Origin of the sequence: Paraburkholderia largidicola, from assembly GCF_013426895.1 — a bacterium.
Classification (GTDB): Bacteria; Pseudomonadota; Gammaproteobacteria; order Burkholderiales; family Burkholderiaceae; genus Paraburkholderia; species Paraburkholderia largidicola.
Genome location: NZ_AP023176.1, coordinates 1,395,683 through 1,416,608 on the forward strand (window position 1 = coordinate 1,395,683; position 20,926 = coordinate 1,416,608).

Genomic DNA, 20,926 nt, shown 5'->3' on the forward strand with positions numbered 1-20,926 from the left:
TCAGAGAACTTTGGCTTCGGTCTTGAGCTTCTCGACCAGTGCGGACACATCGGCCACCTTCATGCCAGCCGAACGCTTCGGCGGCTCGCTGACCTTCAGCGTCTTCAGACGCGGCGTGACATCGACGCCGAGTTCTTCCGGCTTGACGGTTTCGAGCGGCTTCTTTTTCGCCTTCATGATGTTCGGCAGCGTCACATAACGCGGCTCGTTCAGGCGCAGATCGGTCGTGATGACAGCCGGCAGCGTGAGTGACAACGTTTCCGCGCCGCCATCGACTTCACGCGACACCGTTGCCCTGCCGTCCGCAATCACAACCTTCGAAGCAAACGTCGCTTGCGGCAGCCCCGCCAATGCAGCGAGCATTTGCCCCGTCTGGTTGGAATCGTCATCGATAGCCTGCTTGCCGAGAATCACGAGCGAAGGCTGTTCCCTGTCGACGAGTGCCTTCAAAAGCTTCGCGACAGCCAGCGGCTGCAGTTCTTCATTCGACTCGATCAGAACGGCACGGTCCGCGCCAATCGCCAGCGCCGTGCGCAGCGTTTCCTGACATTGAGCAACGCCACAAGAAACCGCAACCACCTCGCTGACGACACCCGCTTCCTTCAAACGCACCGCTTCCTCGACGGCGATTTCATCGAACGGATTCATCGACATCTTCACGTTCGTAATATCGACGCCCGTGTTGTCCGACTTCACGCGGACCTTCACGTTGTAGTCGATCACTCTCTTGACCGGGACCAGCACTTTCATGGTCGTCTCCACTTTTATAGAAGGATCACGAGCCTAAGCCTCGTGAGCAGCCTCTATTTGAAAGCGCGCCCCGCCGCAACGCAAATACCAGATTGCTCTGCCCGTCATAGGTTTCGGCGATGACGGGCACCCTCGCTGCCAATTTTGCGCAACGCACCTACAATAGCTCTCGCCGCGGCGAAGCCCTTCGCCGGTGTTGTTAGACAACGCATTTACATCATGAATATTGCCCACATCAGATCGCGATTTTTTGTTGCCGTCCTGTTCTTCACGATGCTTGCTTTCGGCAATAGCGTATCGGCGCAGACCGTCGATAGCTCCGATCCGCAGGTACTGGTCAAGTCAGTGACACAGCAGGTGCTCGACGAAGTCCACAAGCAGGCGATCGACCCATCGGATATCCCGCGCATCATGGATATCGTGAACCGGGACATCCTGCCTTATATCGACTTCGAGCATACGACGCAGCTTGCGTTGGCCCGCTACTGGCGCACGGCCACGCCCGCGCAACAGCAGCAGCTCACGCAGCAGTTCAAGATGCTGCTGATCCATCTGTATTCGGGCGCGCTCGCGCAGCTCAAGCCGGATCAGAAGATCGAATATCCGCCGATGCGCGTCGCACCGACCGACACCGACGCCGTCGTGCGCACCATCGCCTCCACCAACGCGCAACCCGTCGAGATCGATTACCGTCTGCGCAAGACGCCGCAAGGCTGGCGCGTGTACGACCTCAACGTAATGGGCGCCTGGCTCGTGCAGACGTACCGGCAGCAGTTCGGCGAGACGATCCAGCAAAGCGGCATCGACGGGCTGCTGCGCTTTCTGACGGACCGCAATCAGCAGCTCGCGTCGGGCAAGCCGCAGTAAGCGGCGTCATTGGACTGGCGGTTCCCGCATCCGCCAGTCGCCCCGCTCAGGCAGCGGCCGAAGCGAACAGCGTCACGAGACGATCCAGACCGTTCACTTCCCAGTCCGGCCGCTGCCCCATTTCCTCGAACGTCTTGCCGCCCCGGTTGATCCAGCAGGTCGGAAAACCGAAGTAGCGCGCGCCCGTCGCATCCCAGGCATTCGACGACACGAACAGGATTTCCCTTCGGCCGACGCCAAACGCCTGTTCCCCGAGCTCGTAAGCGCGATTGTCTGGTTTGTAAACGCGTACGGGATCGACGCTCAGCAGATGGTCGAAGCTGCTCCGAAGCCCTGCATGAGTCACGACGGCATCGATCGAATGCGGCGAGCCGTTCGACAAAATGGCGAGCTTCAGTCCGCGATCTCGCAGCGCGCGCAGCGCATCGGGCACTTCCGGATAAGCTTGCAGACGCAGATACGCATCCGACAGCGAGCGGCAAGAAGCCTCGTCGAGTTCCAGCCCGAGATGCCGGATCGTGAAGCGCAACGCTTCTTCCGTCACGTGCTCGAACGGGATATAGCGGTTCATCAGGCTGCGCAACCACGTGTATTCGAGTTGCTTCTGCCGCCATACGTTGCTGATTTCCTGGCCGCGCCCAGGAAAATGCTCGTCGCACTGGACGGCAACCGAATGCACGTCGAACAGCGTGCCGTACAGGTCGAATGCAATGGCCTTGATGTGGTTCATACCGCGTCTCCTCCAGAAAAAATGTGAAGCACTGCCGCGTGCGCGACGGGTGCGCTAGTCGCGATTCTTCTCCTTGAGCCGCGCCCGATGCGCGGCCACTTTCGCCCGGTTGCCGCAGACGGCCATGCTGCACCACCTGCGCGCATGGCCCCGCGTGTGATCGGCGAACAGCAGCGTGCAGGTCGGTCCTTCGCACGCTTTCACCTGCGTGAAATCCTCTTCGCAGACGAGTTTCGCCAGCGCCTCGGCGATCGGCATCAGCAACGATTCCGCCGACTGCCAGCGCCGCACCGTCCGAAACGAAAACGCGGTCGCGCCGTCCGGACCGTTCGCGACGATCTCGCCATGCTGTTCGTCGCGCGCGAGCAGCGCGTTCAACGGGCCGAGCTCGCGCAGATCGCTCGCCGCAAGCGCATGCCCTTTCCTCTTTTTCACGTAGCCGCGAAACCACTCGCGCAGCTCGCGCGCCTTCGCCGCGATCTCGTCGAGCTCGGCGGGCGTCGCGCGTGAGCGGATCGACGCAAGCGCGTCGGGCGGCACCATGCCCGCCTGGTCGAGCCAGCTGAGCAGCCCTTCGCCGTCACTGATCCAGTCGACGGGCACGTCGACGGGCGTCGCAATCGAATTCAGGAAATCGAGCCCCGGCGCGTCGGCCAAAAACATGGCCGGTATCTGGCGGTAGTCCATTGCTATGACAAATGTAAGGTGACGATGACCCCATCGTAACCACTAAAAAACCTCTTGACAAGTTACATCGCGGATTCGTAACCTATAAAATATTCGCTGAACGGTTACACGAGATTGCGCGATTCTGAAGCAAGGCGCGGCACAAGTCGCGTTGACGTAGTCGAGAGAAATTGATCTTTACGGAGAGAACGCCATGTCCACGATTGCCCATCGCCACGCCGACGTTGACGGTTTCAACGTGTTCTATCGGGAAGCGGGCCGCGCTGGCGCGCCGAAGCTGCTACTGCTGCACGGTTTTCCGAGTTCCAGTCATATGTTCCGCGATCTGATTCCGCTGCTCGCCGACCGGTTTCACATCGTCGCGCCGGATTTGCCCGGCTTCGGCCAGTCGGATATGCCGGCGCGCGACCAGTTCGCCTACACCTTCGACAATCTCGCCAACGTGATCGACCGGTTCACGGAAGTGATCGGCTTCGACCGCTATGCCATTTATGTTTTCGATTACGGCGCGCCGACAGGTTTCCGGCTCGCGTTGAAGCACCCCGAGCGCATCACGGCAATCATTTCGCAGAACGGCAATGCGTATGTCGAAGGACTGAGCGACGGCTGGAATCCGATTCAGGCGTACTGGAAGGCGCCGACGCAGGCGAACCGCGACGCGCTGCGGGCCATGCTGACGCGCGACACGACGGTCTGGCAGTACACGCACGGCGTGAGCGACACGACGCAAGTCTCGCCCGACGGCTATTCGCTCGACGACTACTACATGAACCGCCCCGGCGCGCACGAGATCCAGCTCGATCTGTTCGGCGACTATCAAAGCAACGTCGCGCTGTATCCGGCGTTCCAGCAGTACTTCCGCACGCATCAGCCGGCGTTTCTCGCGGTGTGGGGCAAGAACGATCCGTTCTTCCTGCCGCCCGGCGCTGAAGCGTTCAAGCGCGACCTGCCAAACGCAGACGTGCGCTTCTTCGATACGGGCCACTTCGCGCTCGAAACCCACGCGGCTGACATCGCCGCTGCCATCGCCGGCTTTCTGACTCGCTGAAACCGCTGGGCGAACGGATCATTCGCCCGATCACAGCCATCTACCTTAGGAGAACCCTCATGCGCGCCATCGTGCTCGAAAAGTTCGGCGGTATCGACAGCCTCGTCTATACGGAACTGCCGGAACCGGAACCGCTGGAAGGTCACGTCGTCATCGAAATCAAGGCGTTCGGCGTCAACCACGCCGAAATGCATATGCGGCGCGGCGAATGGGCCGAAGCCGCCAAGGTGAGCGGCATCGAATGCGTGGGCATCGTGAAGTCATGTCCCGGCGGTGAATTTCCTGTCGGTGCGAAAGTCGCCGCGCTGATGGGCGGCCTCGGTCGCACGATCAACGGCAGCTACGCGCAATACACGCGGGCCCCGGTATCGAATGTCGCGCTGATCGAATCCGATCTGCCGTGGGCCGAACTCGCGGCCATTCCCGAAACCTACGCAACAGCGTGGACCTGCCTGTTCCGCAACCTCGAACTCACCGCGGGCCAAACGGTGGTGATTCGCGGCGCGACTTCTTCGTTTGGACAGGCCGCTGTGAATCTCGCCGTGAATGCGGGCGCGAAAGTGATCGCGACGACGCGCAATCCGGCGCGCTTCGACATGCTCAAAGCACTCGGTGCGGAACGTGTCGAACTGGAAGGCCCCGATCTGTCGAAGCGCATCGCGGAAGCGAAGCAGATCGACGCCGTGCTCGATCTGGTCGGCAACAGCGTGATTCTCGATTCGCTCGCGATGCTGCGCCGTGGCGGCCGCGCGTGTCTCGCTGGCTGGCTTGGCGGTCTCGCGCCGATCGCGGATTTCAATCCGTTGCTGCAAATGGCGAGCGGCGTGTATCTGACGTTCTTCGGCAGCTTCGTATTCGGCACGCCGGGTTTTCCGCTGTCGGATGTGCCGCTGCAAACCATCGCCGCCGATGTCGCTGCCGGCCGCCTCAAGGCCAAGCCCTCGCGCGTGTTCTCCTTCGATCAGATTCACGAAGCGCACCGTGTCATGGAAGCGAATGAAGCGGGCGGCAAGATGGTCGTCGTTCACTGAAGCGTGTTATCGGATCCAACGAGGAGAATAGACATGGCAGGCAAAGTAGCGATCGTCACGGGCGCGAGCCAGGGTATTGGCCGTTCGACGGCGATCAGACTCGCGAAGGACTTCGACGCGCTCGTGCTGGTCGCGCGCAATCGCGAGAACCTGGAAGAAACGGCGCGGGCCGTGATCGATGCGGGCGCGAAGGCGCTGACGCTCGACATCGACCTGTCGCTGCCGAACGCCGCGCAGGAAGTCGTCGATCAGGCGCTCGCGTCGTTCGGGCGGATCGACGCGTTGCTCAACATCGCGGGCGCGGTGCCGCAGATCGACGTGTTCGACATGACCGACGAGCAGTGGGAACACGGCCTTGCATTGAAACTGCACGGCGCGCGGCGGCTGACGATCGCAGCGTGGCCTGCGTTGAAGGCGGCGTCGGGCTCGGTCGTGCTGATGTCGGGCAACTCGGCACTGTTTCCGAAAGCGCCGTACGCGGCCGTCGGCACGATCAACGCGGCGATCGTCGCATTGGCGAAGGCGTTTTCGGATCGCGGCATCGAAGACGGCGTGCAGGTCAACAGCGTGCTGCCCGGCCCGGTGATGACCGGGCGTCGCCGGTCATATCTGGAGCATTGGGCGCCGCTGCACGACATGACCGTCGAAGAAGCGACGGCGAAGTTTCCGAAGGAAGCGGGCATTGCGCGGTACGGCGAGCCCGAGGAAATTGCCGAGCTGATGGCGTTCATCGTGTCGCCCGGTGCGCACTGGATGACGGGATCGACGCTGCGCATGGACGGCGGAGAAGTGAAATCGATCTGACGATGCGGCCGGCAGGCGTTGTGGGCGCGTGCCGGCCTTTCGTCAGGATGACTGCAAGAGCATCCATAAGCCTTTAATCACGACGATGACGCCTATCGCTTGCGCAACGCGTTCGGGAGATGGCGCGAGACGTTCGGCTGTGATCGCTAGCGTGACGAGTGCCATCGCACGCAGGTCCATCATGCCGCTGACGAGAAGCACCGACGTCAATCCCGCGCAGCACACGATGCAATGCGCGCCGAGGCGTGTCCCATATGCCCACGCGTCGCTCGCGCTGCCTGGCGCGGTCAGCATTCGGCTGCACGCCAGATAACGCGACTTCCATGCGCTGAACTGCGCTATCCCTGCGAGCAGCACGACACAGCCTGCCGTGAGAGGCACAGCGCGAGCCAGCAACGGCATTTGCAACACAAGCGTCATCAGCGCGAAGCCCAGCGCAAACACGATCACGCCCAGAACCGCCCACGCGAAGAAGTAGCCTGCTGCCACCAGCGCAACACCCGTTACGCCCTTTCTACCGATGGCTTCGTGATAACGCCACAACACAGGCGCAAGCGACGGCAGCATCATCGCGACCATCATCACGATCCACATGCCGACGAACGTGGCGGCGACGCGCGGCCATTTCTGACCGCACATCGGCGCCCATGTCATCGACAGCGACCAGCCGCCCGGCATCGGCAGTTCGCCCATCGCCGACATCGACAGGCATCCGATCACCGTCAGCGCCGCGCACGCGACGAAAACGAGCGCCGTCACGCCGAAGAACGTGCGCCGCGAGGCACCCGCATTCATCAGAGGCCGCGCGCTATCCGTACGCATGAAAACGCCCGCGCTATCCACGATCCGCCTCAGCCGCGTGCGTACTCGTCGTGACGGCGCCACCAGATGCCGCTCTCGTTACGCCCTTTCGGCGCGCGGTCGAGCCACTGGTACATGCCCCACAGTCCATCCACGCCGCGCGCGTAGGTCGAATACGCGTGATACACGACGCCGTCCTCGAGCACGAAGGTGCTGATGCCCGGCCGGTCGCGCGAATACGTAGGCACATCGGTGCCGCAACTGGCCGCGAACCGGACGACGGGTTCCGGCGCGGGCGTCATATCCATCGCATGGCCGGCCCGCTCGAAGTTGTATTCGATGTCGCCCGTGCGTTGCTGCGCTTCCGTGAACGACACGCTGAAATCGAAATTGAAATCGCTGCCATCCGCCGACGCCCACGGAAACTTCCATCCCATCCGCGCCTTGTACGCCTGCAACTTCGCGAGCGGCGCACGCGACACGGCCGTCAGCGTCACATCATGATTCGCGAGATGCACGGCCACGCCGTCGAAGCCATCCGCAATCGCCGAGCACGACGGGCAACCCGCCGTGTAGTCGGGGCCGAACATGAAGTGATAGACGATCAGTTGCGAGCGTCCTCTGAAAAGATCGGGCAGTGTCGCGCTGCCTTGCTCGGTCTCGAAACGGTACGGCTTGTCGATCTTCACCCAGGGCAGCGCCTCACGCTGCCGCGCGAGTGCGTCGCTGCGCCGCGTCAGCGCCTTCTCTTCCGCCAGCAGTTCGAGGCGTGCCTTCAGCCATGCGTCGCGTGTGGCGACCGTGTGCTTGCTCATCGTGTGTTCCTCCATTGAATGTCCGATGCGTGTTGTCGATGAATCGTGTCGTGCTAGATTAGTGCGGGACATCCAAGGGTCGGGAGTGACAAGTGTGGCGTGATTCAGATGGACGCAACCCTCGTAGCCGCCGCGCGCTCGCTCGCCGCGGGTAATCCGCTCGGCGCGCTGAATCGCGTCGCGTTGCGCGGCGACGCGCCCGCGCTCGCGCTGCGCGGCATCGCGATGGCGCAACTCGGCGATCTCGTGCGCGCGAAGTCGCTGATACGCAGCGCGGCGCGCGCCTTCGGTCCGAGGGACGCCGTGGCCCGCGCGCGATGCGTGGTCGCCGAAGCGGAGATCGCACTCGCCTCGCGCGATCTCGGCTGGCCCGCGAAATCGCTCGAAGCCGCACGCCAGACGCTCGAAGCGCACGACGACCGTCTGAACGCCGCGCACGCGCGCAATCTTCAGGTGCGCCGTCTGCTGCTGATCGGGCATCTCGACGAGGCCGAACGTCTGCTCGACGGGTTCGATGCCGCGCCCTTTCCACCGGCATCGAGCGCCGCGCACGAACTGATCGTCGCGGGCATCGCGATGCGGCGTCTGCGCACGAAGACGGCGCGCGCCGCGCTTGCGAGAGCCGAACGTGCCGCGCGTCATGCCGCCATTCCAGGGCTCGCGGCGGAAGTCGAAAGCGCGGCGCGCCTGCTGGATACGCCCGCCGCGCGCCTGATCGCAGGCGGCGAAGAGCGGCTTCTGCTGCTGGAAGATGTCGAAGCCTTGATGGCGTCGAAAGCACTCGTCATCGACGCTTGCCGTTATGCCGTGCGCGATGGCGACCACGTCGTCGCGCTGGCCACGCGCCCCGTGCTGTTCACGCTTGCGCGTACGCTCGCCGAAGCCTGGCCGCAAGACGTGCCGCGCGACACGCTGATCGAACGCGCGTTCCGCATGAAACACGCGGATGAAACGCATCGCGCGCGTCTGCGTGTCGAGATCGGACGGCTGCGTACCGTACTTGGCGCGCTTGCCGATATCGATGCAACGAAGCGCGGCTTCGCACTGACGCCGCACCGCGCATCCGAAGTCGTCGTGCTGGCGCGGCCCGTCGAAGAAGAACACGCATCGTTGCTGGCCTTGCTGGCGGACGGCGAATCGTGGTCCAGTTCGGCGCTCGCGCTCGCGCTCGGCGCGAGTCAACGCACCGTGCAGCGCGCGCTCGATACCCTCGCGTCGGCGGGCAAGGTGCAGTCGTTCGGCCAGGGCCGCGCGCGCCGCTGGATGATGCCGCCCATGCCCGGATTCGCGACGGCCTTGTTACTCCCCGCCACGCTGCCAATCGGCTAGCATGTAAAGCTCGACACTTCACCGACGAGGACGCAAGCATGAAACGCTCACCTGCTGAAATCGTGCGTGAATATGGACCTTTTCCGGGCATCGGCGACGTGCACGGTGTCACTTACGACGGCCAGCATGTGTGGTTCGCGTCGGGCGAAGCGGTGAACGCGCTCGACCCATCGAGCGGAAAAACGGTGCGTTCGATCGAGGTCCCCGCAACGGCAGGCACGGCGTTCGACGGACACCACCTGTACCAGATCGCCGGTGACCAGATCCGCAAGGTCGATCCGCAGACGGGGGCCGTGCTCACGACGATTCCCGCGCCTGCCGGCAGCAATTCAGGACTCGCGTGGGCGGAAGGCGCGCTGTGGGTCGGGCAGTATCAGGAACGCAAGATCGTTCAACTCGATCCGCAGACGGGCGCGGTCCTACGCACGATCGAATCGAACCGTTTCGTGACGGGCGTGACGTGGGTGGATGGCGAGTTGTGGCACGGTACGTGGGAAGGCGACGAGAGCGATTTGCGCCATGTCGATCCCGCCACAGGTGAAGTGCTGGAAATGCTCGATATGCCGGAGGGCGTCCGTGTGTCGGGGGTCGAGTCGGATGGTGCGGAACAGTTCTTCTGCGGCGGCGGCAACAGCGGAAAACTGCGCGCGGTCCGCCGGCCGAAGCGGGACACGCGTAGCAGCGATGCGCAATCTCCCGTCGACGCGACAAGCGACTGACACAGATTCCAGGAAAGCCAGCGGACAGACAGCGCTATACTTCCGCGCTTTTACCGCTACCGCCAGGCATCAAGGAATACTCATGAGCACGCTGCCACCCTGTCCGACATGCAACTCCGGGTTCACGTACGAAGACGGGGGCCTCTATATCTGCCCGGAATGCGCGCATGAATGGTCGGCGCAGTCAGTGACGCCGACCGAGCCGGCCGCAAAGGTCTATCGCGATTCGGCGGGCAATGTCCTGCAGGACGGCGATACCGTCACGGTCATCAAGGACCTGAAACTGAAGGGCTCGGGAGGCGTGATCAAGATGGGCACGAAGGTAAAGAACATCCGGCTGGTGGACAGCGATCACGATATCGACTGCAAGATCGACGGCTTTGGCGCGATGAGTCTGAAATCGGAATTCGTCAGGAAGGTGTGAGCGGCGGGCAACCGCAAACAACCAGACTCAGCCCGTGCGCCGATGCTCCACCGCAAACTTGATCAGCTCGGCCTGCCCTTCGATCTCCAGCTTGCGCTTCAGATTGAGCCGGTGCGTCTCGACCGTGCGCACGGACAGACCATTACGTTGCGCGATCTGCTTGCTCGACAGCCCTTCGGCGAGCTGATCGAGGATATCGCGCTCGCGCGGCGTCAGACGTTCGATCGGATCGCGCATTGCCGACGCATGAATCAGCCGCGCGCTGAGCCCTTCGCTGAAGTAAGTCTTGCCGTCGAGCACGGCGCCGATCGCGCGGATGATCTCCGCGCCCGGCGAATCCTTCAGCACGTAACCGCTCGCGCCCGCGCGCACCGCCTGGGTCACGTATTCGACGTTGTCGTGCATCGACAGCATCAGCACGCGGATGCCAGGAAAGCGCTCATGGAACAGCGCCGCGAGCGCAATGCCGTTCATCCCGCGCATGCCGACGTCCATCAGCACGAGGTCCGGCTCGTGCGCGGCCGCGAGCGTCAATGCTTCGTCGGCGTTGCCCGCTTCGCCGACCACGGCGAAGCCCGGCACGGCGTCGAGCCGCGCGCGCAAGCCATCGCGCACGAGGGGATGATCGTCGACGAGGATAAGGCGCGCCGCGCCCGCTGGACTGTTCATGAAGGGTCTGCCTGCATTTCGATGTGAAGCGCTGCCTGCGCGAAAAGCGGCGCAGTCGCCGTGACGAGGGTATGGCCCGGCCGCGACACGAGCTGCAACTCGCCGTTCAGCGGCTCCAGCCGCTCGCGCATGTTGCGCAAGCCGACGCCCGCGCTTGGGTCAGTCTGCACCCGTTCGACATCGAAGCCGCGGCCATCGTCGCTGATCGACAGCGTGACGCGGCGCGCCGTGACTTCCAGCGCGACGGCGGCCTGCGTCGCCTGCGCGTGCCGGAAGATGTTCGTCAACGCTTCCTGCGCAATGCGGAACAGCGCCGTCTTGACCGTGTCGGGCAATTGCGCGGCATGATCGTGGACGATCTGCGTAAAGCCGATCGCGAGATGGCTTTGCGTGCTCAATTCGCGCGTCAGTTGTTCGAGTGCGGCGGCAAGACCGAGATCGTCGAGCATCGACGGACGCAGCGCATGGGAGATGCGGCGCACTTCGCGCAGCGCGTCGCCGAGCCGCCCGATGCCCGTGGACAGCGCCGCTTCCGCCGGCTGCACGCGCGGCTCGGTCAGTTCGAAACGCGCGAGCGCCGACTCCAGCAGCAGCTTCACGGAAACGAGCATCTGGCTGATGCCGTCATGCAGTTCGCGCGACAGCCGCGCCCGTTCGTTTTCCTGCGATTCGACCACCTGCTGCGCGAGGCGCTTGAGCTTCGCGTCGGCGCTGCGGTATTCGCTGACGTTCAGCACCAGCGCGCACACGGCGATCACGCACAGCCCCGCGAGCGCGATCGCGCCGATCCATAGCATGGTGTGCTCGATATCGGACGATGCGCGCTGGTCGATGCGCGCGAGCGTCGTATCGACGTCGTCAAGATAGATGCCCGTGCCGAGCATCCAGCCCCAGCGCGGCAGCGGCACGACATAGCCGAGCTTCGGCGCGAGCTTGCCCGTCGACGGACGATGCCACACATAGCGCACATAGCCGCCGCCCTCGGCAGCCGCCGCGATGAGTTGCTGGATGGTCAGCGAGCCTGCAGGATCGCGCAAGGTCCACAGATCGCGGCCGACGAGATCCGGCTCGCGCGGATGCATCAGCGAGCGGCCATGCATGTCGTAGACGAAGAAGTAGCCGTCCTGGCCGAAGTCCATTTTTTCGAGCATCGCGAGCGCGCGGTTGCGCAGCATCGCGTCGTCGCGCGCATTGACGCCCGCTTCGTCGTAGAGCGGCTTGATCGCGCTGGTGGCAAGGTCGACGTAATGGCGCAGCTCGATTTCCTTGCTCGCCATATAGGCCGATTGCGTCGTGTCGTGCTGCGCGCTCGCGAGCGCGGTGGCCTGATGACGCACGCCGAGCGCAATGCCCGCGATCGCGGCCAGAAACGGCACGAGGGCGAGCAGGAAGATCTTTGCCTTGAGTTTCATCTGCGGAAAGCCAGTCGGACTGCCTACGTAATTCTACGTAGCGCGCTTACGTAGTTGTGCGCTTGTGGCGCACACGACGAACACGAATACTACACGCCCATGAGCATGGCACATCTTCGACCATGCGCGGCGCGCACCTTGCGCGCCGCAGAGGTCTCGCCAGCAGGCGCTGACGGGCATGCAAACAATTATGGAGACTCCCATGAACCGGGCATCCAGTTTACTCATCTGGACAGCGGTTGCGCTTCTCGGCGCATTCGCGTTCGGCACCATCGCGCTCGCGCACGGCGAGAAGGTCAGCGCCCTCTGGGTCGTGATCGCCGCCGTCTGCGTCTATCTGATCGCTTATCGCTTTTACAGCCGCTTCATCGCGAACCATGTCCTGCAACTCGACGGGCAACGCATGACGCCCGCGGTGCGGAACAACGATGGTCTCGACTACGTGCCGACCAACAAGTACGTGCTGTTCGGCCACCACTTCGCGGCGATTGCGGGCGCAGGCCCGCTGGTCGGCCCGGTGCTCGCCGCGCAGATGGGCTACGTGCCCGGCATGCTGTGGATTCTTGCAGGCGTGGTGTTTGCCGGCGCCGTGCAGGACTTCATCGTGCTGTTCATCTCGACGCGCCGCGACGGCCGCTCGCTCGGCGATCTCGTCAAGATGGAGCTAGGCACCGTGCCCGGCGTGATCGCGCTGTTCGGCGCGTTCCTCATCATGGTGATCATCCTGGCCGTGCTCGCGCTGATCGTCGTGAAGGCGCTGACCAATTCGCCGTGGGGCACGTTCACGGTCGCCGCGACGATCCCGATTGCGCTGTTCATGGGCGTCTATACGCGCTTCATCCGGCCGGGCCGCATTGGCGAAGTGTCGGTGATCGGCTTCGTGCTGCTGATGGCATCGATCGTGTTCGGTCAGAGCGTGCACGACAATGCCACGCTCGCCGCGTGGTTCACGTTCAGCGGCACGCAGCTGACGTGGATTCTGATCGGCTACGGCTTTGTGGCATCGGTGCTGCCCGTGTGGCTGCTGCTTGCGCCGCGCGATTATCTGTCGACGTTCCTGAAGATCGGCACGATTCTCGGTCTGGCGATCGGCATTCTCGTCGTCGCGCCGGAACTCAAGATGCCTGCGCTGACGAAGTTCGTCGACGGCACGGGTCCTGTGTGGTCGGGCAACCTGTTCCCGTTCCTGTTCATCACGATTGCTTGCGGCGCGGTGTCGGGTTTCCATGCACTGATCTCGTCGGGCACGACACCGAAGCTGCTCGACAATGAAAAGAACGCGCGCTTCATCGGTTATGGCGCGATGCTGATGGAATCGTTCGTCGCGATCATGGCGCTGGTGGCGGCTGCCGTGATCGAGCCGGGCATCTACTTCGCGATGAACGCACCCGCTGCCGTGCTCGGCACGACGCCTGATGCGGTAGCGCAGACCGTCTCGCAATGGGGCTTCATGCTGACGCCGGAGATGCTGACGCAAACCGCGCAGGCTGTCGGCGAAACGACGATCGTCGCGCGTGCGGGCGGCGCGCCGACACTCGCGGTGGGTATGGCGCAGATTCTCCATCAGGTGATCGGCGGACAGGCGATGATGGCGTTCTGGTATCACTTCGCCATTCTGTTCGAAGCGCTCTTCATCCTGACGGCTGTCGATGCGGGCACGCGTGCGGGCCGCTTCATGCTGCAGGATCTGCTGGGCACGTTCCACCCTGCTCTCAAGCGCACGGAATCGCTGCCGGCGAATCTGATTGCGACTGCGCTATGCGTGGCCGCGTGGGGTTACTTCCTGTATCAGGGCGTGGTCGATCCGCTGGGCGGCATCAATACGCTGTGGCCGCTGTTCGGCATCTCGAACCAGATGCTGGCAGGGATTGCGCTGGTGCTCGGCACGGTGGTGCTGTTCAAGATGAAGCGCGAGCGTTTTGCGTGGGTGACGCTGGTGCCGACCGTCTGGTTGCTGGTTTGCACGATGACGGCTGGCTGGCAGAAGATTTTCGACGCGAATCCGAAGGTTGGGTTTCTGGCGCATGCTGCGAAGCTCGGTGCATCTGCCGATGCGGGCAAGATCATTGCGCCGGCCAAGTCGATCGAGCAGATGCATCGGATCATGTTCAACGACTATGTGGATGCTGCGCTGGCTGGGTTGTTCATTTTTGTGGTGGTTAGTGTGGTGTTTTATGGTGTGCTGGCGGTGGTTCGTGCGCGACGCGCGGATCGGCCGACTGTGCGGGAGACGCCGTTTGAGATTCTGCCTGCCGGGCAGCGTGCAAGCGGTACGCAATAAGCGGAGCGCGACATGTTCTCTGGACTTCGGGATGATGTGGTCAATGCCGGGCGGTATCTCGGGCAGGCTATGCGGTTGATGGTCGGTCTGCCCGATTATGAGACTTACGTCTCGCATATGGGTGCTGTGCATCCTGATCGCCCTGTGATGACTTATGAGGAGTTTTTTCGGGAGCGGCAGGTGGCGAGATATGCCGGCGGCGCTGGGAAGTGTTGTTGAAGGGGTGGTTTTTTTGTCTGCGACGCTGGTGGGGGTTTCGCTTTTTGGCTTTGCGGATGCTGGTTGGTTTGCTTGTTTTTGTCGTTGGCATCCGCGTTTTGTTAGCGTGCTTCAGGCGTCGCCCCTGTGCGGGGCGGCACCTACTTTTCTTTGCCGCCGCAAAGAAAAGTAGGCAAAAGAAAGCGGCTCACACCGCCAGCACGTGTGTTTGCCTGAGGGCCCCCAAAGGTTCTTATGCTTCAAACGGCAACGTCCCAGTCCGCGTTCGTTGCCAACGTTCTCTCCGTATGCCTCACCCGCTTCGTGCACCCACGTCACAGCACGCCGTACCAGACAGTCCACCGCCGCCAAGGTGGCAAACTGTGTGTCGGCCCAAGTGCTCCACACGCCTCACTTCGGACCGATAGCGCACGCGTCCCACCCTGTAAGAGCGCAGAGCTATACGACGCGACAACCTACACATAGTTTGCCACCTGGGCGGCGCATAACATTCGCCGCCGCGTGTTGTTGTGCGAGAGTTTGAAGCGGGTGATGCGCTTATTCAAAGCGTTGGCAACGCACGCAAACAAGCGGGTTGCCGTGTGCGGCGTGGGGACGTTGGGGGCCCGTGGATAAGAAGATGGGCTGGCGGTGTTAGCCGCTTTCTTTTGCCTACTTTTCTTTGCGGCGGCAAAGAAAAGTAGGTGCCGCCCCGCACAGGGGCAACGCTAGCGAACCAATAACATCGCGCGGATGCCGGCGCAAAGGCAAGAACACAAAAACCGCCCGCGCCGCGAAGGCGAAAAAGCAAAAAGCAAAAAGCAAAAAGCAAAAAGCAAAAAGCAAAAAACCACCCAGCGTCGCAGACAAAAAAACCAACCCTACACAACGACCTTCGCACTCCGCCCGCGCCGTGCCGTCCCCGACGACAACCCCCCTACCAGTTCCACATACTCCTGCTCAAGAAACGGCTCCGCATGCTCGAGCAAAAACCGTCGAAACATCAAACAGGTCGGCGACAACTGCTTAGAAGCAAGATGCACGATCTGCCAGGTCCGCTCAACGGGCGTCCCGTTCACATCAAGCAACGCTATCTCCCCCGTCCGCAATTCGAGCCCCAGCGTATGCAATGAAATAAGGCTCACCCCCATCCCCGCCATCACAGCCTGCTTGATAGTCTCATTGCTCCCAAGCGTCACACACCGCGAAGGTGTGAAAAGATGCTGCCGAAACGTATGCTCGGCCACCGCCCGCGTCCCCGACCCTGGCTCACGCAACAGAAACGTATCCCCCGCCAGCTCCTGCAGATCGAAACGCCGCGCATCGCGCAAAGGATGCGTAACCGGCGCAATGATCACATGCGGATGATAAGCAAGCGGCTCAGCCGTCGTGCCCAACTCAGGCGGCGGCCTGCCCATGATCGCGAGATCCGTCGCGTTGTCCTGCAAGAGCCGCAACAACGTCTCGCGATTGCCCACGGAAAAGTGCACATCTACCTTCGGATACTGCTTCGAATACTGCGCGAGCAGCTTCGGCGCGAAGTAAGTCGCCGAACTCACGATGCTCACCGTGATCGACCCGCTATCGGCTTGTGCCAGCGAGATCATCGTGTCTTCGGCATCCTTGATCTCGCCGAGAATACGGCTCGCGTGATGCGACAGTCGCTCGCCCGCTTCCGTCAGACTCAGCCGCCGCGCGATCCGCTCGAACAGCGGCATGCCGATCGCTTCCTCCAGCTGGCGAATCTGCATCGACACGGCCGGCTGCGTCAGATGCAGTTCTTCCGCCGCGCGCGCGAAGCTCGGCAGGCGGCTTGCGATCACGAAGATCTGCAATTGCCTGAGCGTCAGCGAGCGGATCAGGTTCATGTGGCAAGTTCCATGGGCGTGGCAACGCGCGGCAGGCGCGCGCCGCCACGCAGCGACATCGCAAGATTCAGCGGCTCGCGCGCGGTCCGGCAGGCGGCGCCGCAGGTGAGGTCGGCGTGCCGTGCGCAGGCGGCGACAGCTTGCGCAGCGAGCCCTCGTAGCTCAGCGACTCCGTCTTCAACGGATGCGCAAAATCGTCGTTGTCGCCGGGTACGTCGGTGCGCAGCAACGACACGCCGCCAGGCACGCCCTCAGCGAGCACGAATGTGTAGCGCTTGCTCGTGAACTTCGGAAAGCGCTGCGCATTCGGATCGTGCAGATACGGCTGGATCACGATCTTGCGCGCCTTCACGGGCTTGCCGTCAATCTGTATCGTCGTGTCGGTGATGGTCGGCGACGCCGCGAGTGCAAGCCGCACGCGCTGCTGGAAATAACGCCGCTGGCCGCCCGTCGCCTGCTCCATCCCGGCGATATCGCGCTCGAGAAAATACAGGATCACAGGGTTGCACGGCAGATTCTCGGGCAACTGCACCTTGCCGCTCGCATCGCTGACGGTGGCGTCGCTGTTCGCGTTGCCCGCGCTCGCGACCAGCACGCGGACTCTATCTGTCTGCTTGTCGGGCGGCGCGGACACGACGAGCGAATAATCGAGCTCCGTCTGCGACGCGATGCCCTGCAAATGCGGCGTGAGAAACAGCAGCTTTTCGGCAGGTGCGATGGGCGCGGCGGGTGCGGACGGGCCACTGGCTCCGCTAGCCGCATCGGCTGCGCGCGCCCCATGCGGCGCGGTCATCGACAACACGAGCGCCGCCATCGCGGCTGCGCCACGCATCGCAAACGCACGCGCGCCGACGCGTGCGTTCGCCGCCACAGCGCCCGTCATTTCGGCGCATCCGATGCAACCGGCGCGCTCGCCAGCGGCAAGAGCGGCACTTCGTAACTGACGAGAATCTTGTCGATCGTGTCCTGATGCGTGGCGATCCACTGGTCGACCTTGTCGTGCCACGCCTTTTCGCCGTAACGCACGCCCATCGAGATTTCATAGTCGAAACGGATGCCCGGCTGCGGCGGGAACGGCACGAGCTTCACGCGGTCGCTGGCCTGTTTCGCGAAGTAGCCTGCAATCGGTCCCCAGACGAACACGACGTCGACATTGCCCTGTGCCAGATCGTGCTGGATCATCTCGCCCGGAAATGCATTCGGGTCGCCGCTCTGCGCGCGATACGACACGGCCTGGTCGATCAGGTTGTTGTTCAGCAGCCAGTCGACGGCGGGCGTCTGCGAGAAAATGCCGAGCTTCAGCTTTTTCAGTTGATCGGGCGGCAGTTTCAGCAGATCGGCGGGTGCATTGATGTTCGCGAACTCGGGGCGTTTGATGAACACCATCGCGTAGGTGGAATGCAGCCACGGCCGTGTGGTCGACGTCATGTCATAGCCATGCGGCACGCCGATGATCAGGTCGCATTTGAACTGATCGCTGTTGTCCACCTTGTCGCGCAACGTATGGCGCACGAAGCCCATGCGCTGCGGGAAGTACGTGTATTCGAGCTTGTAGCCGAAATCTTTGGCCATCGCGGCCGCGATCTTGTTCTCGAAGCCCTCGCCCTTGTCGTTCGACAGCGGCATGTTGTTCGGATCGGCGCACACGCGCAGCACCTTGTCGGCGCCGTCGTTGTTCGGCAGGTTCGGTGCGGGTGCGCCCTGCGCATAGGCGGATGGCGCGCCGACGCAGGCCCAGCACAGCGCCAGCATCGCATAGACGGCATGGACGGCGGAACTTCTGCGATCGGTCATCGAGGTCTCCCGGGTTGGCGTCATGCGGCCTGCAGCGCGATGCGATGCAGGCCATCGCAGCACGTCACGGGCAATCGCACGACTTTATCGTCACTTCGCATCGATCGCCTGCAGATCGCCGGGCTTGATCGTGCCGTCGGAGCGGCCTTTCAGGTAGGCGAACAGATTCTCCCAGTTCTTCTGCATCATCTGGCTCGAACTGAAATCGGGCATGCCTTTGTCGACACGTCCGCCGAACACCGTGCGATGAAACTCGTTCTTGTCGAGCGTCTTGAACGCATCGATCAGCGACGGACCCACGAGGCCTTCCTGCTTCGCGCCGTGGCAGCGTTCGCAGGCGAGCGCGCGCCATGTTTTCCATCCCTGCAGCGTATCACTGTCGACCTTGTTGCCGTCGACAACCTTATACGCAACCTTCTGAGCCTGGGGCGGCGCGTCCGACGACTGTCCCCAGCTATTGGTCATGACAACAGGTAAAGCGCTCAACGCCAGTAACGCACCTGCAAGCGACAGCACAACACGGCCTTTCATGCGTTCGTCTCCCTATCGTTTCGATTGATGCTTCAGGCACAACCGGTTGGCCGCGCGGCACATCGCATCGGCGACGCGCCGCGGGCACGCCTTCTGTTCGGAGCCGAAGACCGCGTACAGGCGTCTTCGGCTACGTCACTGCTGCTGCGAGACTGCTTGCAACGCATCAGGCTGCATCAGCCGTTCCCGCCGGGAATGGCGAAGATGAACAGCGTGCCGCCGAGCGCGGTGTACTTCGCCAGCTCGCGGTAGCCGCCCACGGCGCCCAGGCCTTCCGTCGACTTCTGCAGGCCGGCTGCCATGCCGATGCCCGCCCAGCCGCCAATGCCCGAATACACGCCGACGAACTGCTTGCCCTGATACTCATACGTGAACACGTTGCCGATGATCCCCGACGGCGTCTTGAACTTCCACAGTTCCTTGCCGTCCTTGATCCGCACCGCCTTGATGTAGCCTTCCAGCGTGCCGTAGAAGACCACGCCGCCCGCCGTCGCCAGCGCGCCCGACCACACCGAGAAACGTTCCGGCTTGGACCAGACGATCTTGCCCTTCGCCGCATCCCACGCGATGAAGTTGCCCATCGCGCCCTTCTCGTTCGGACCGGGATACATCGACAGCGTCGCGCCGACGTACGGCTGGCCGGACACGTAGTCGACATCGAACGGCTCGTAGTCCATGCAGACGTGGTTGGTCGGCACGAGGAACAGGTTCGACGATGGATCGAACGCGGCAGGTTGCTGGTCCTTCGAACCCAACGCCGCCGGGCAGATGCCCTTCACGTTGTGATCGGGGCCCGCTTTCTGCGTCGAGTACGAGGCATTGCGAATCGGCAGGCCGCTCTTCAGATCGACGCTGTCCGCCCAGTTCACGGCCGGGTCGTACTTCTGCGCGACCAGCAGTTCGCCCGTCTCGCGGTTCAGCGTATAGCCGAAGCCGTTGCGGTCGAAGTGGACGATGGCAGGCGTCTTCTTGCCGTTGATCGAAATGTCGGAGAGGATCATTTCGTTGACGCCGTCATAGTCCCACTCGTCGTGCGGCGTCATCTGATAGACCCACTTCGCCTTGCCCGTATTCAGGTCGCGCGCGAAGATCGACATCGACCACTTGTTGTCGCCGGGACGCTGTGTCGGGTTCCACGTGCCCGGATTGCCCGTGCCGTAGTAGACAAGGTTCAGCTTTGGATCCCACGCATACCAGCCCCACGTGGTGCCGCCGCCGAGCTTCCACTGATCGCCCTTCCAGCTCTTGATCGACGAATCCGCGCCGACTGGCTGCATCTTGCCGTCTGCCCAGGTCATCGTCTGTTGAGGATCGAGCAGCATCTCGCTGTCGGGCCCGGTGCTATAGGCCTTCCACGCTTCCTTGCCGGTCTTGATGTCGTACGCGATCAGACGGCCGCGCACGCCGAACTCGCCGCCGGAGATGCCCGTCAGCACCTTGTCGCCGAATACGTGCGGCGCGTTGGTGTTGGTTTCACCCGCTTTCGGATCGCCGTTCTGCGCGGTCCAGACCACTTCACCCGTCTTCGCGTTGAGCGCGACGAGCTTGGTGTCGGCCTGTTGCAGGAAGATCTTGCCGTCGCCGTACGCGAGCCCGCGGTTGACGGTATCGCAGCACATCACGGAGATCACCGAGGCATCCTGCTTCGGCTCGTATTGCCAGATGAAGGTCTGGTCCTTCAGGTTGATTGCGATGACCTTGTTGGGGAACGGCGAGTGGATATACATCGTGTCGCCGATCACGAGAGGCGAACCCTCGTGACCGCGCAGCACGCCCGTCGACATCGTCCAGGCAACCTGCAGTTTGCCGACATTACTTTCGTTGATCTGCTTGAGCGGGCTGTACCGGTGATTCGAATAATCACCTGCCTGCGCCGCCCAGTTAGATGGGTTCTTGATTAGCGAGTCCAGCTGCGGATCGGCATAAGCCAGGAACGAGTTCAGCGCCGTCGCAACCAACACCGCCAGTCCGAGAACCAGGGTGCGTACGTTCATGTCTCCTCCAGATTGGGTGATACTGGTTGAAACCGTCCAGTTACCGATGACACGCTACCGGGTCGCTCCAGCCGCGCCGCTGGATGCAGGTAACGTCTTTGCTGCGCCGGATCCATTGCCCGGCCCATGCGTATGACGGCGGATCGCATATTCCATGCCGGTTGCTACAGCACG

At 62.8% G+C, this 20,926-nt stretch carries 23 protein-coding genes; 10 read left to right on the forward strand and 13 right to left on the reverse strand.

Annotated features, from left to right (window positions below):
• Positions 1–750 (reverse strand): electron transfer flavoprotein subunit beta/FixA family protein, encoded by a 750-nt coding sequence (locus PPGU16_RS34990; RefSeq protein WP_180725420.1) that lies wholly within the window; start codon positions 748–750, stop codon positions 1–3.
• Between the two features lie 273 nt (positions 751–1,023).
• Between PPGU16_RS34990 and PPGU16_RS34995 the strand changes: the two genes are divergently transcribed.
• Entirely contained in the window at positions 1,024–1,617 is a 594-nt protein-coding gene (locus PPGU16_RS34995) for an MlaC/ttg2D family ABC transporter substrate-binding protein (RefSeq protein WP_405032402.1), read from the forward strand.
• Positions 1,618–1,663: 46 nt separating this feature from the next.
• Here PPGU16_RS34995 and PPGU16_RS35000 read toward each other — a convergent pair whose 3' ends face one another.
• Positions 1,664–2,347 (reverse strand): haloacid dehalogenase type II, encoded by a 684-nt coding sequence (locus PPGU16_RS35000; RefSeq protein WP_180725422.1) that lies wholly within the window; start codon positions 2,345–2,347, stop codon positions 1,664–1,666.
• A gap of 54 nt (positions 2,348–2,401) precedes the next feature.
• On the reverse strand, positions 2,402–3,034 hold the full coding sequence (locus PPGU16_RS35005) for a CGNR zinc finger domain-containing protein (protein ID WP_180725423.1): 633 nt from the start codon (positions 3,032–3,034) through the stop codon (positions 2,402–2,404).
• A 193-nt stretch (positions 3,035–3,227) separates the two neighbouring features.
• Here PPGU16_RS35005 and PPGU16_RS35010 point away from each other — a divergent pair, with 193 nt between their 5' ends.
• The 3 genes from PPGU16_RS35010 to PPGU16_RS35020 are packed head-to-tail and all read left to right on the forward strand — an operon-like array spanning position 3,228 to position 5,917.
• A complete protein-coding gene (locus PPGU16_RS35010; RefSeq protein WP_180725424.1) occupies positions 3,228–4,082 on the forward strand; it encodes an alpha/beta fold hydrolase in 855 nt (284 codons plus the stop codon).
• A 59-nt stretch (positions 4,083–4,141) separates the two neighbouring features.
• Positions 4,142–5,113 (forward strand): zinc-binding alcohol dehydrogenase family protein, encoded by a 972-nt coding sequence (locus PPGU16_RS35015; protein ID WP_180725425.1) that lies wholly within the window; start codon positions 4,142–4,144, stop codon positions 5,111–5,113.
• Positions 5,114–5,146: 33 nt separating this feature from the next.
• A complete protein-coding gene (locus PPGU16_RS35020; protein ID WP_180725426.1) occupies positions 5,147–5,917 on the forward strand; it encodes an SDR family oxidoreductase in 771 nt (256 codons plus the stop codon).
• Positions 5,918–5,959: 42 nt separating this feature from the next.
• Here the strand turns inward: PPGU16_RS35020 and PPGU16_RS35025 are convergent, their stop codons facing one another.
• Together PPGU16_RS35025 and PPGU16_RS35030 are read right to left on the reverse strand one after the other, a co-directional pair.
• A complete protein-coding gene (locus tag PPGU16_RS35025) occupies positions 5,960–6,739 on the reverse strand; it encodes a DUF2182 domain-containing protein (protein ID WP_180725427.1) in 780 nt (259 codons plus the stop codon).
• Positions 6,740–6,768: 29 nt separating this feature from the next.
• The gene (locus PPGU16_RS35030; RefSeq protein WP_180725428.1) at positions 6,769–7,533 is read right to left on the reverse strand and encodes a DUF899 domain-containing protein; all 765 of its coding nucleotides are present in this window, start codon (positions 7,531–7,533) and stop codon (positions 6,769–6,771) included.
• A gap of 108 nt (positions 7,534–7,641) precedes the next feature.
• Here PPGU16_RS35030 and PPGU16_RS35035 point away from each other — a divergent pair, with 108 nt between their 5' ends.
• From PPGU16_RS35035 to PPGU16_RS35045, 3 genes are all read left to right on the forward strand, one after another.
• Positions 7,642–8,862: a helix-turn-helix domain-containing protein gene (locus PPGU16_RS35035; RefSeq protein WP_180725429.1), complete on the forward strand. Its 1,221-nt coding sequence runs from the start codon at positions 7,642–7,644 to the stop codon at positions 8,860–8,862.
• Between the two features lie 38 nt (positions 8,863–8,900).
• Positions 8,901–9,581: a Vgb family protein gene (locus PPGU16_RS35040; RefSeq protein WP_180725430.1), complete on the forward strand. Its 681-nt coding sequence runs from the start codon at positions 8,901–8,903 to the stop codon at positions 9,579–9,581.
• An 82-nt stretch (positions 9,582–9,663) separates the two neighbouring features.
• Positions 9,664–10,005: a zinc ribbon domain-containing protein YjdM gene (locus PPGU16_RS35045; protein ID WP_180725431.1), complete on the forward strand. Its 342-nt coding sequence runs from the start codon at positions 9,664–9,666 to the stop codon at positions 10,003–10,005.
• 27 nt (positions 10,006–10,032) lie between these two features.
• On the opposite strand, the gene PPGU16_RS35050 is transcribed toward PPGU16_RS35045, so the two are convergent.
• On the reverse strand, positions 10,033–10,674 hold the full coding sequence (locus PPGU16_RS35050) for a response regulator (protein WP_180725432.1): 642 nt from the start codon (positions 10,672–10,674) through the stop codon (positions 10,033–10,035).
• Positions 10,671–12,086: a cache domain-containing protein gene (locus tag PPGU16_RS35055; protein WP_180725433.1), complete on the reverse strand. Its 1,416-nt coding sequence runs from the start codon at positions 12,084–12,086 to the stop codon at positions 10,671–10,673. The genes PPGU16_RS35050 and PPGU16_RS35055 overlap by 4 nt, the downstream gene beginning before the upstream one ends.
• Positions 12,087–12,288: 202 nt before the next feature.
• On the opposite strand from PPGU16_RS35055, the gene PPGU16_RS35060 reads away from it, so the two are divergent.
• The 3 genes from PPGU16_RS35060 to PPGU16_RS35070 are packed head-to-tail and all read left to right on the forward strand — an operon-like array spanning position 12,289 to position 14,758.
• Positions 12,289–14,367 carry a carbon starvation CstA family protein gene (locus PPGU16_RS35060; protein ID WP_180725434.1) on the forward strand — a complete coding sequence of 693 codons (2,079 nt, stop codon included), beginning with the start codon at positions 12,289–12,291 and terminating at the stop codon, positions 14,365–14,367.
• Between the two features lie 12 nt (positions 14,368–14,379).
• Complete coding sequence (locus tag PPGU16_RS35065) at positions 14,380–14,586, forward strand: YbdD/YjiX family protein (RefSeq protein ID WP_180725435.1); 207 nt, start codon at positions 14,380–14,382, stop codon at positions 14,584–14,586.
• Entirely contained in the window at positions 14,558–14,758 is a 201-nt protein-coding gene (locus tag PPGU16_RS35070) for a hypothetical protein (RefSeq protein ID WP_180725243.1), read from the forward strand. The genes PPGU16_RS35065 and PPGU16_RS35070 overlap by 29 nt, the downstream gene beginning before the upstream one ends.
• A gap of 479 nt (positions 14,759–15,237) precedes the next feature.
• Here PPGU16_RS35070 and PPGU16_RS35075 read toward each other — a convergent pair whose 3' ends face one another.
• From PPGU16_RS35075 to PPGU16_RS35100, 6 genes are all read right to left on the reverse strand, one after another.
• Positions 15,238–15,435, reverse strand: coding sequence for a hypothetical protein (locus PPGU16_RS35075; protein ID WP_180725436.1), 198 nt, complete (start codon positions 15,433–15,435; stop codon positions 15,238–15,240).
• An 11-nt stretch (positions 15,436–15,446) separates the two neighbouring features.
• On the reverse strand, positions 15,447–16,433 hold the full coding sequence (locus tag PPGU16_RS35080; RefSeq protein WP_180725437.1) for a LysR family transcriptional regulator: 987 nt from the start codon (positions 16,431–16,433) through the stop codon (positions 15,447–15,449).
• A 67-nt stretch (positions 16,434–16,500) separates the two neighbouring features.
• Positions 16,501–17,316, reverse strand: coding sequence for a hypothetical protein (locus PPGU16_RS35085; protein WP_180725438.1), 816 nt, complete (start codon positions 17,314–17,316; stop codon positions 16,501–16,503).
• Complete coding sequence (locus tag PPGU16_RS35090) at positions 17,313–18,227, reverse strand: substrate-binding domain-containing protein (protein WP_180725439.1); 915 nt, start codon at positions 18,225–18,227, stop codon at positions 17,313–17,315. The genes PPGU16_RS35085 and PPGU16_RS35090 overlap by 4 nt, the downstream gene beginning before the upstream one ends.
• A gap of 90 nt (positions 18,228–18,317) precedes the next feature.
• Positions 18,318–18,758, reverse strand: coding sequence for a c-type cytochrome (locus PPGU16_RS35095; RefSeq protein WP_180725440.1), 441 nt, complete (start codon positions 18,756–18,758; stop codon positions 18,318–18,320).
• 176 nt (positions 18,759–18,934) lie between these two features.
• Positions 18,935–20,752, reverse strand: coding sequence for a methanol/ethanol family PQQ-dependent dehydrogenase (locus PPGU16_RS35100; RefSeq protein ID WP_180725441.1), 1,818 nt, complete (start codon positions 20,750–20,752; stop codon positions 18,935–18,937).
• Positions 20,753–20,926 lie beyond the last annotated feature (174 nt).

Coding starts and splice junctions, on each gene's coding strand:
- PPGU16_RS34990 (WP_180725420.1), bottom strand. CDS start 750: ATGAAAGTGCTGGTCCCGGTCAAGAGAGTGATCGACTACAACGTGAAG.
- PPGU16_RS34995 (WP_405032402.1), top strand. CDS start 1,024: ATGCTTGCTTTCGGCAATAGCGTATCGGCGCAGACCGTCGATAGCTCC.
- PPGU16_RS35000 (WP_180725422.1), bottom strand. CDS start 2,347: ATGAACCACATCAAGGCCATTGCATTCGACCTGTACGGCACGCTGTTC.
- PPGU16_RS35005 (WP_180725423.1), bottom strand. CDS start 3,034: ATGGACTACCGCCAGATACCGGCCATGTTTTTGGCCGACGCGCCGGGG.
- PPGU16_RS35010 (WP_180725424.1), top strand. CDS start 3,228: ATGTCCACGATTGCCCATCGCCACGCCGACGTTGACGGTTTCAACGTG.
- PPGU16_RS35015 (WP_180725425.1), top strand. CDS start 4,142: ATGCGCGCCATCGTGCTCGAAAAGTTCGGCGGTATCGACAGCCTCGTC.
- PPGU16_RS35020 (WP_180725426.1), top strand. CDS start 5,147: ATGGCAGGCAAAGTAGCGATCGTCACGGGCGCGAGCCAGGGTATTGGC.
- PPGU16_RS35025 (WP_180725427.1), bottom strand. CDS start 6,739: ATGCGTACGGATAGCGCGCGGCCTCTGATGAATGCGGGTGCCTCGCGG.
- PPGU16_RS35030 (WP_180725428.1), bottom strand. CDS start 7,533: ATGAGCAAGCACACGGTCGCCACACGCGACGCATGGCTGAAGGCACGC.
- PPGU16_RS35035 (WP_180725429.1), top strand. CDS start 7,642: ATGGACGCAACCCTCGTAGCCGCCGCGCGCTCGCTCGCCGCGGGTAAT.
- PPGU16_RS35040 (WP_180725430.1), top strand. CDS start 8,901: ATGAAACGCTCACCTGCTGAAATCGTGCGTGAATATGGACCTTTTCCG.
- PPGU16_RS35045 (WP_180725431.1), top strand. CDS start 9,664: ATGAGCACGCTGCCACCCTGTCCGACATGCAACTCCGGGTTCACGTAC.
- PPGU16_RS35050 (WP_180725432.1), bottom strand. CDS start 10,674: ATGAACAGTCCAGCGGGCGCGGCGCGCCTTATCCTCGTCGACGATCAT.
- PPGU16_RS35055 (WP_180725433.1), bottom strand. CDS start 12,086: ATGAAACTCAAGGCAAAGATCTTCCTGCTCGCCCTCGTGCCGTTTCTG.
- PPGU16_RS35060 (WP_180725434.1), top strand. CDS start 12,289: ATGAACCGGGCATCCAGTTTACTCATCTGGACAGCGGTTGCGCTTCTC.
- PPGU16_RS35065 (WP_180725435.1), top strand. CDS start 14,380: ATGTTCTCTGGACTTCGGGATGATGTGGTCAATGCCGGGCGGTATCTC.
- PPGU16_RS35070 (WP_180725243.1), top strand. CDS start 14,558: ATGCCGGCGGCGCTGGGAAGTGTTGTTGAAGGGGTGGTTTTTTTGTCT.
- PPGU16_RS35080 (WP_180725437.1), bottom strand. CDS start 16,433: ATGAACCTGATCCGCTCGCTGACGCTCAGGCAATTGCAGATCTTCGTG.
- PPGU16_RS35085 (WP_180725438.1), bottom strand. CDS start 17,316: ATGACGGGCGCTGTGGCGGCGAACGCACGCGTCGGCGCGCGTGCGTTT.
- PPGU16_RS35090 (WP_180725439.1), bottom strand. CDS start 18,227: ATGACCGATCGCAGAAGTTCCGCCGTCCATGCCGTCTATGCGATGCTG.
- PPGU16_RS35095 (WP_180725440.1), bottom strand. CDS start 18,758: ATGAAAGGCCGTGTTGTGCTGTCGCTTGCAGGTGCGTTACTGGCGTTG.
- PPGU16_RS35100 (WP_180725441.1), bottom strand. CDS start 20,752: ATGAACGTACGCACCCTGGTTCTCGGACTGGCGGTGTTGGTTGCGACG.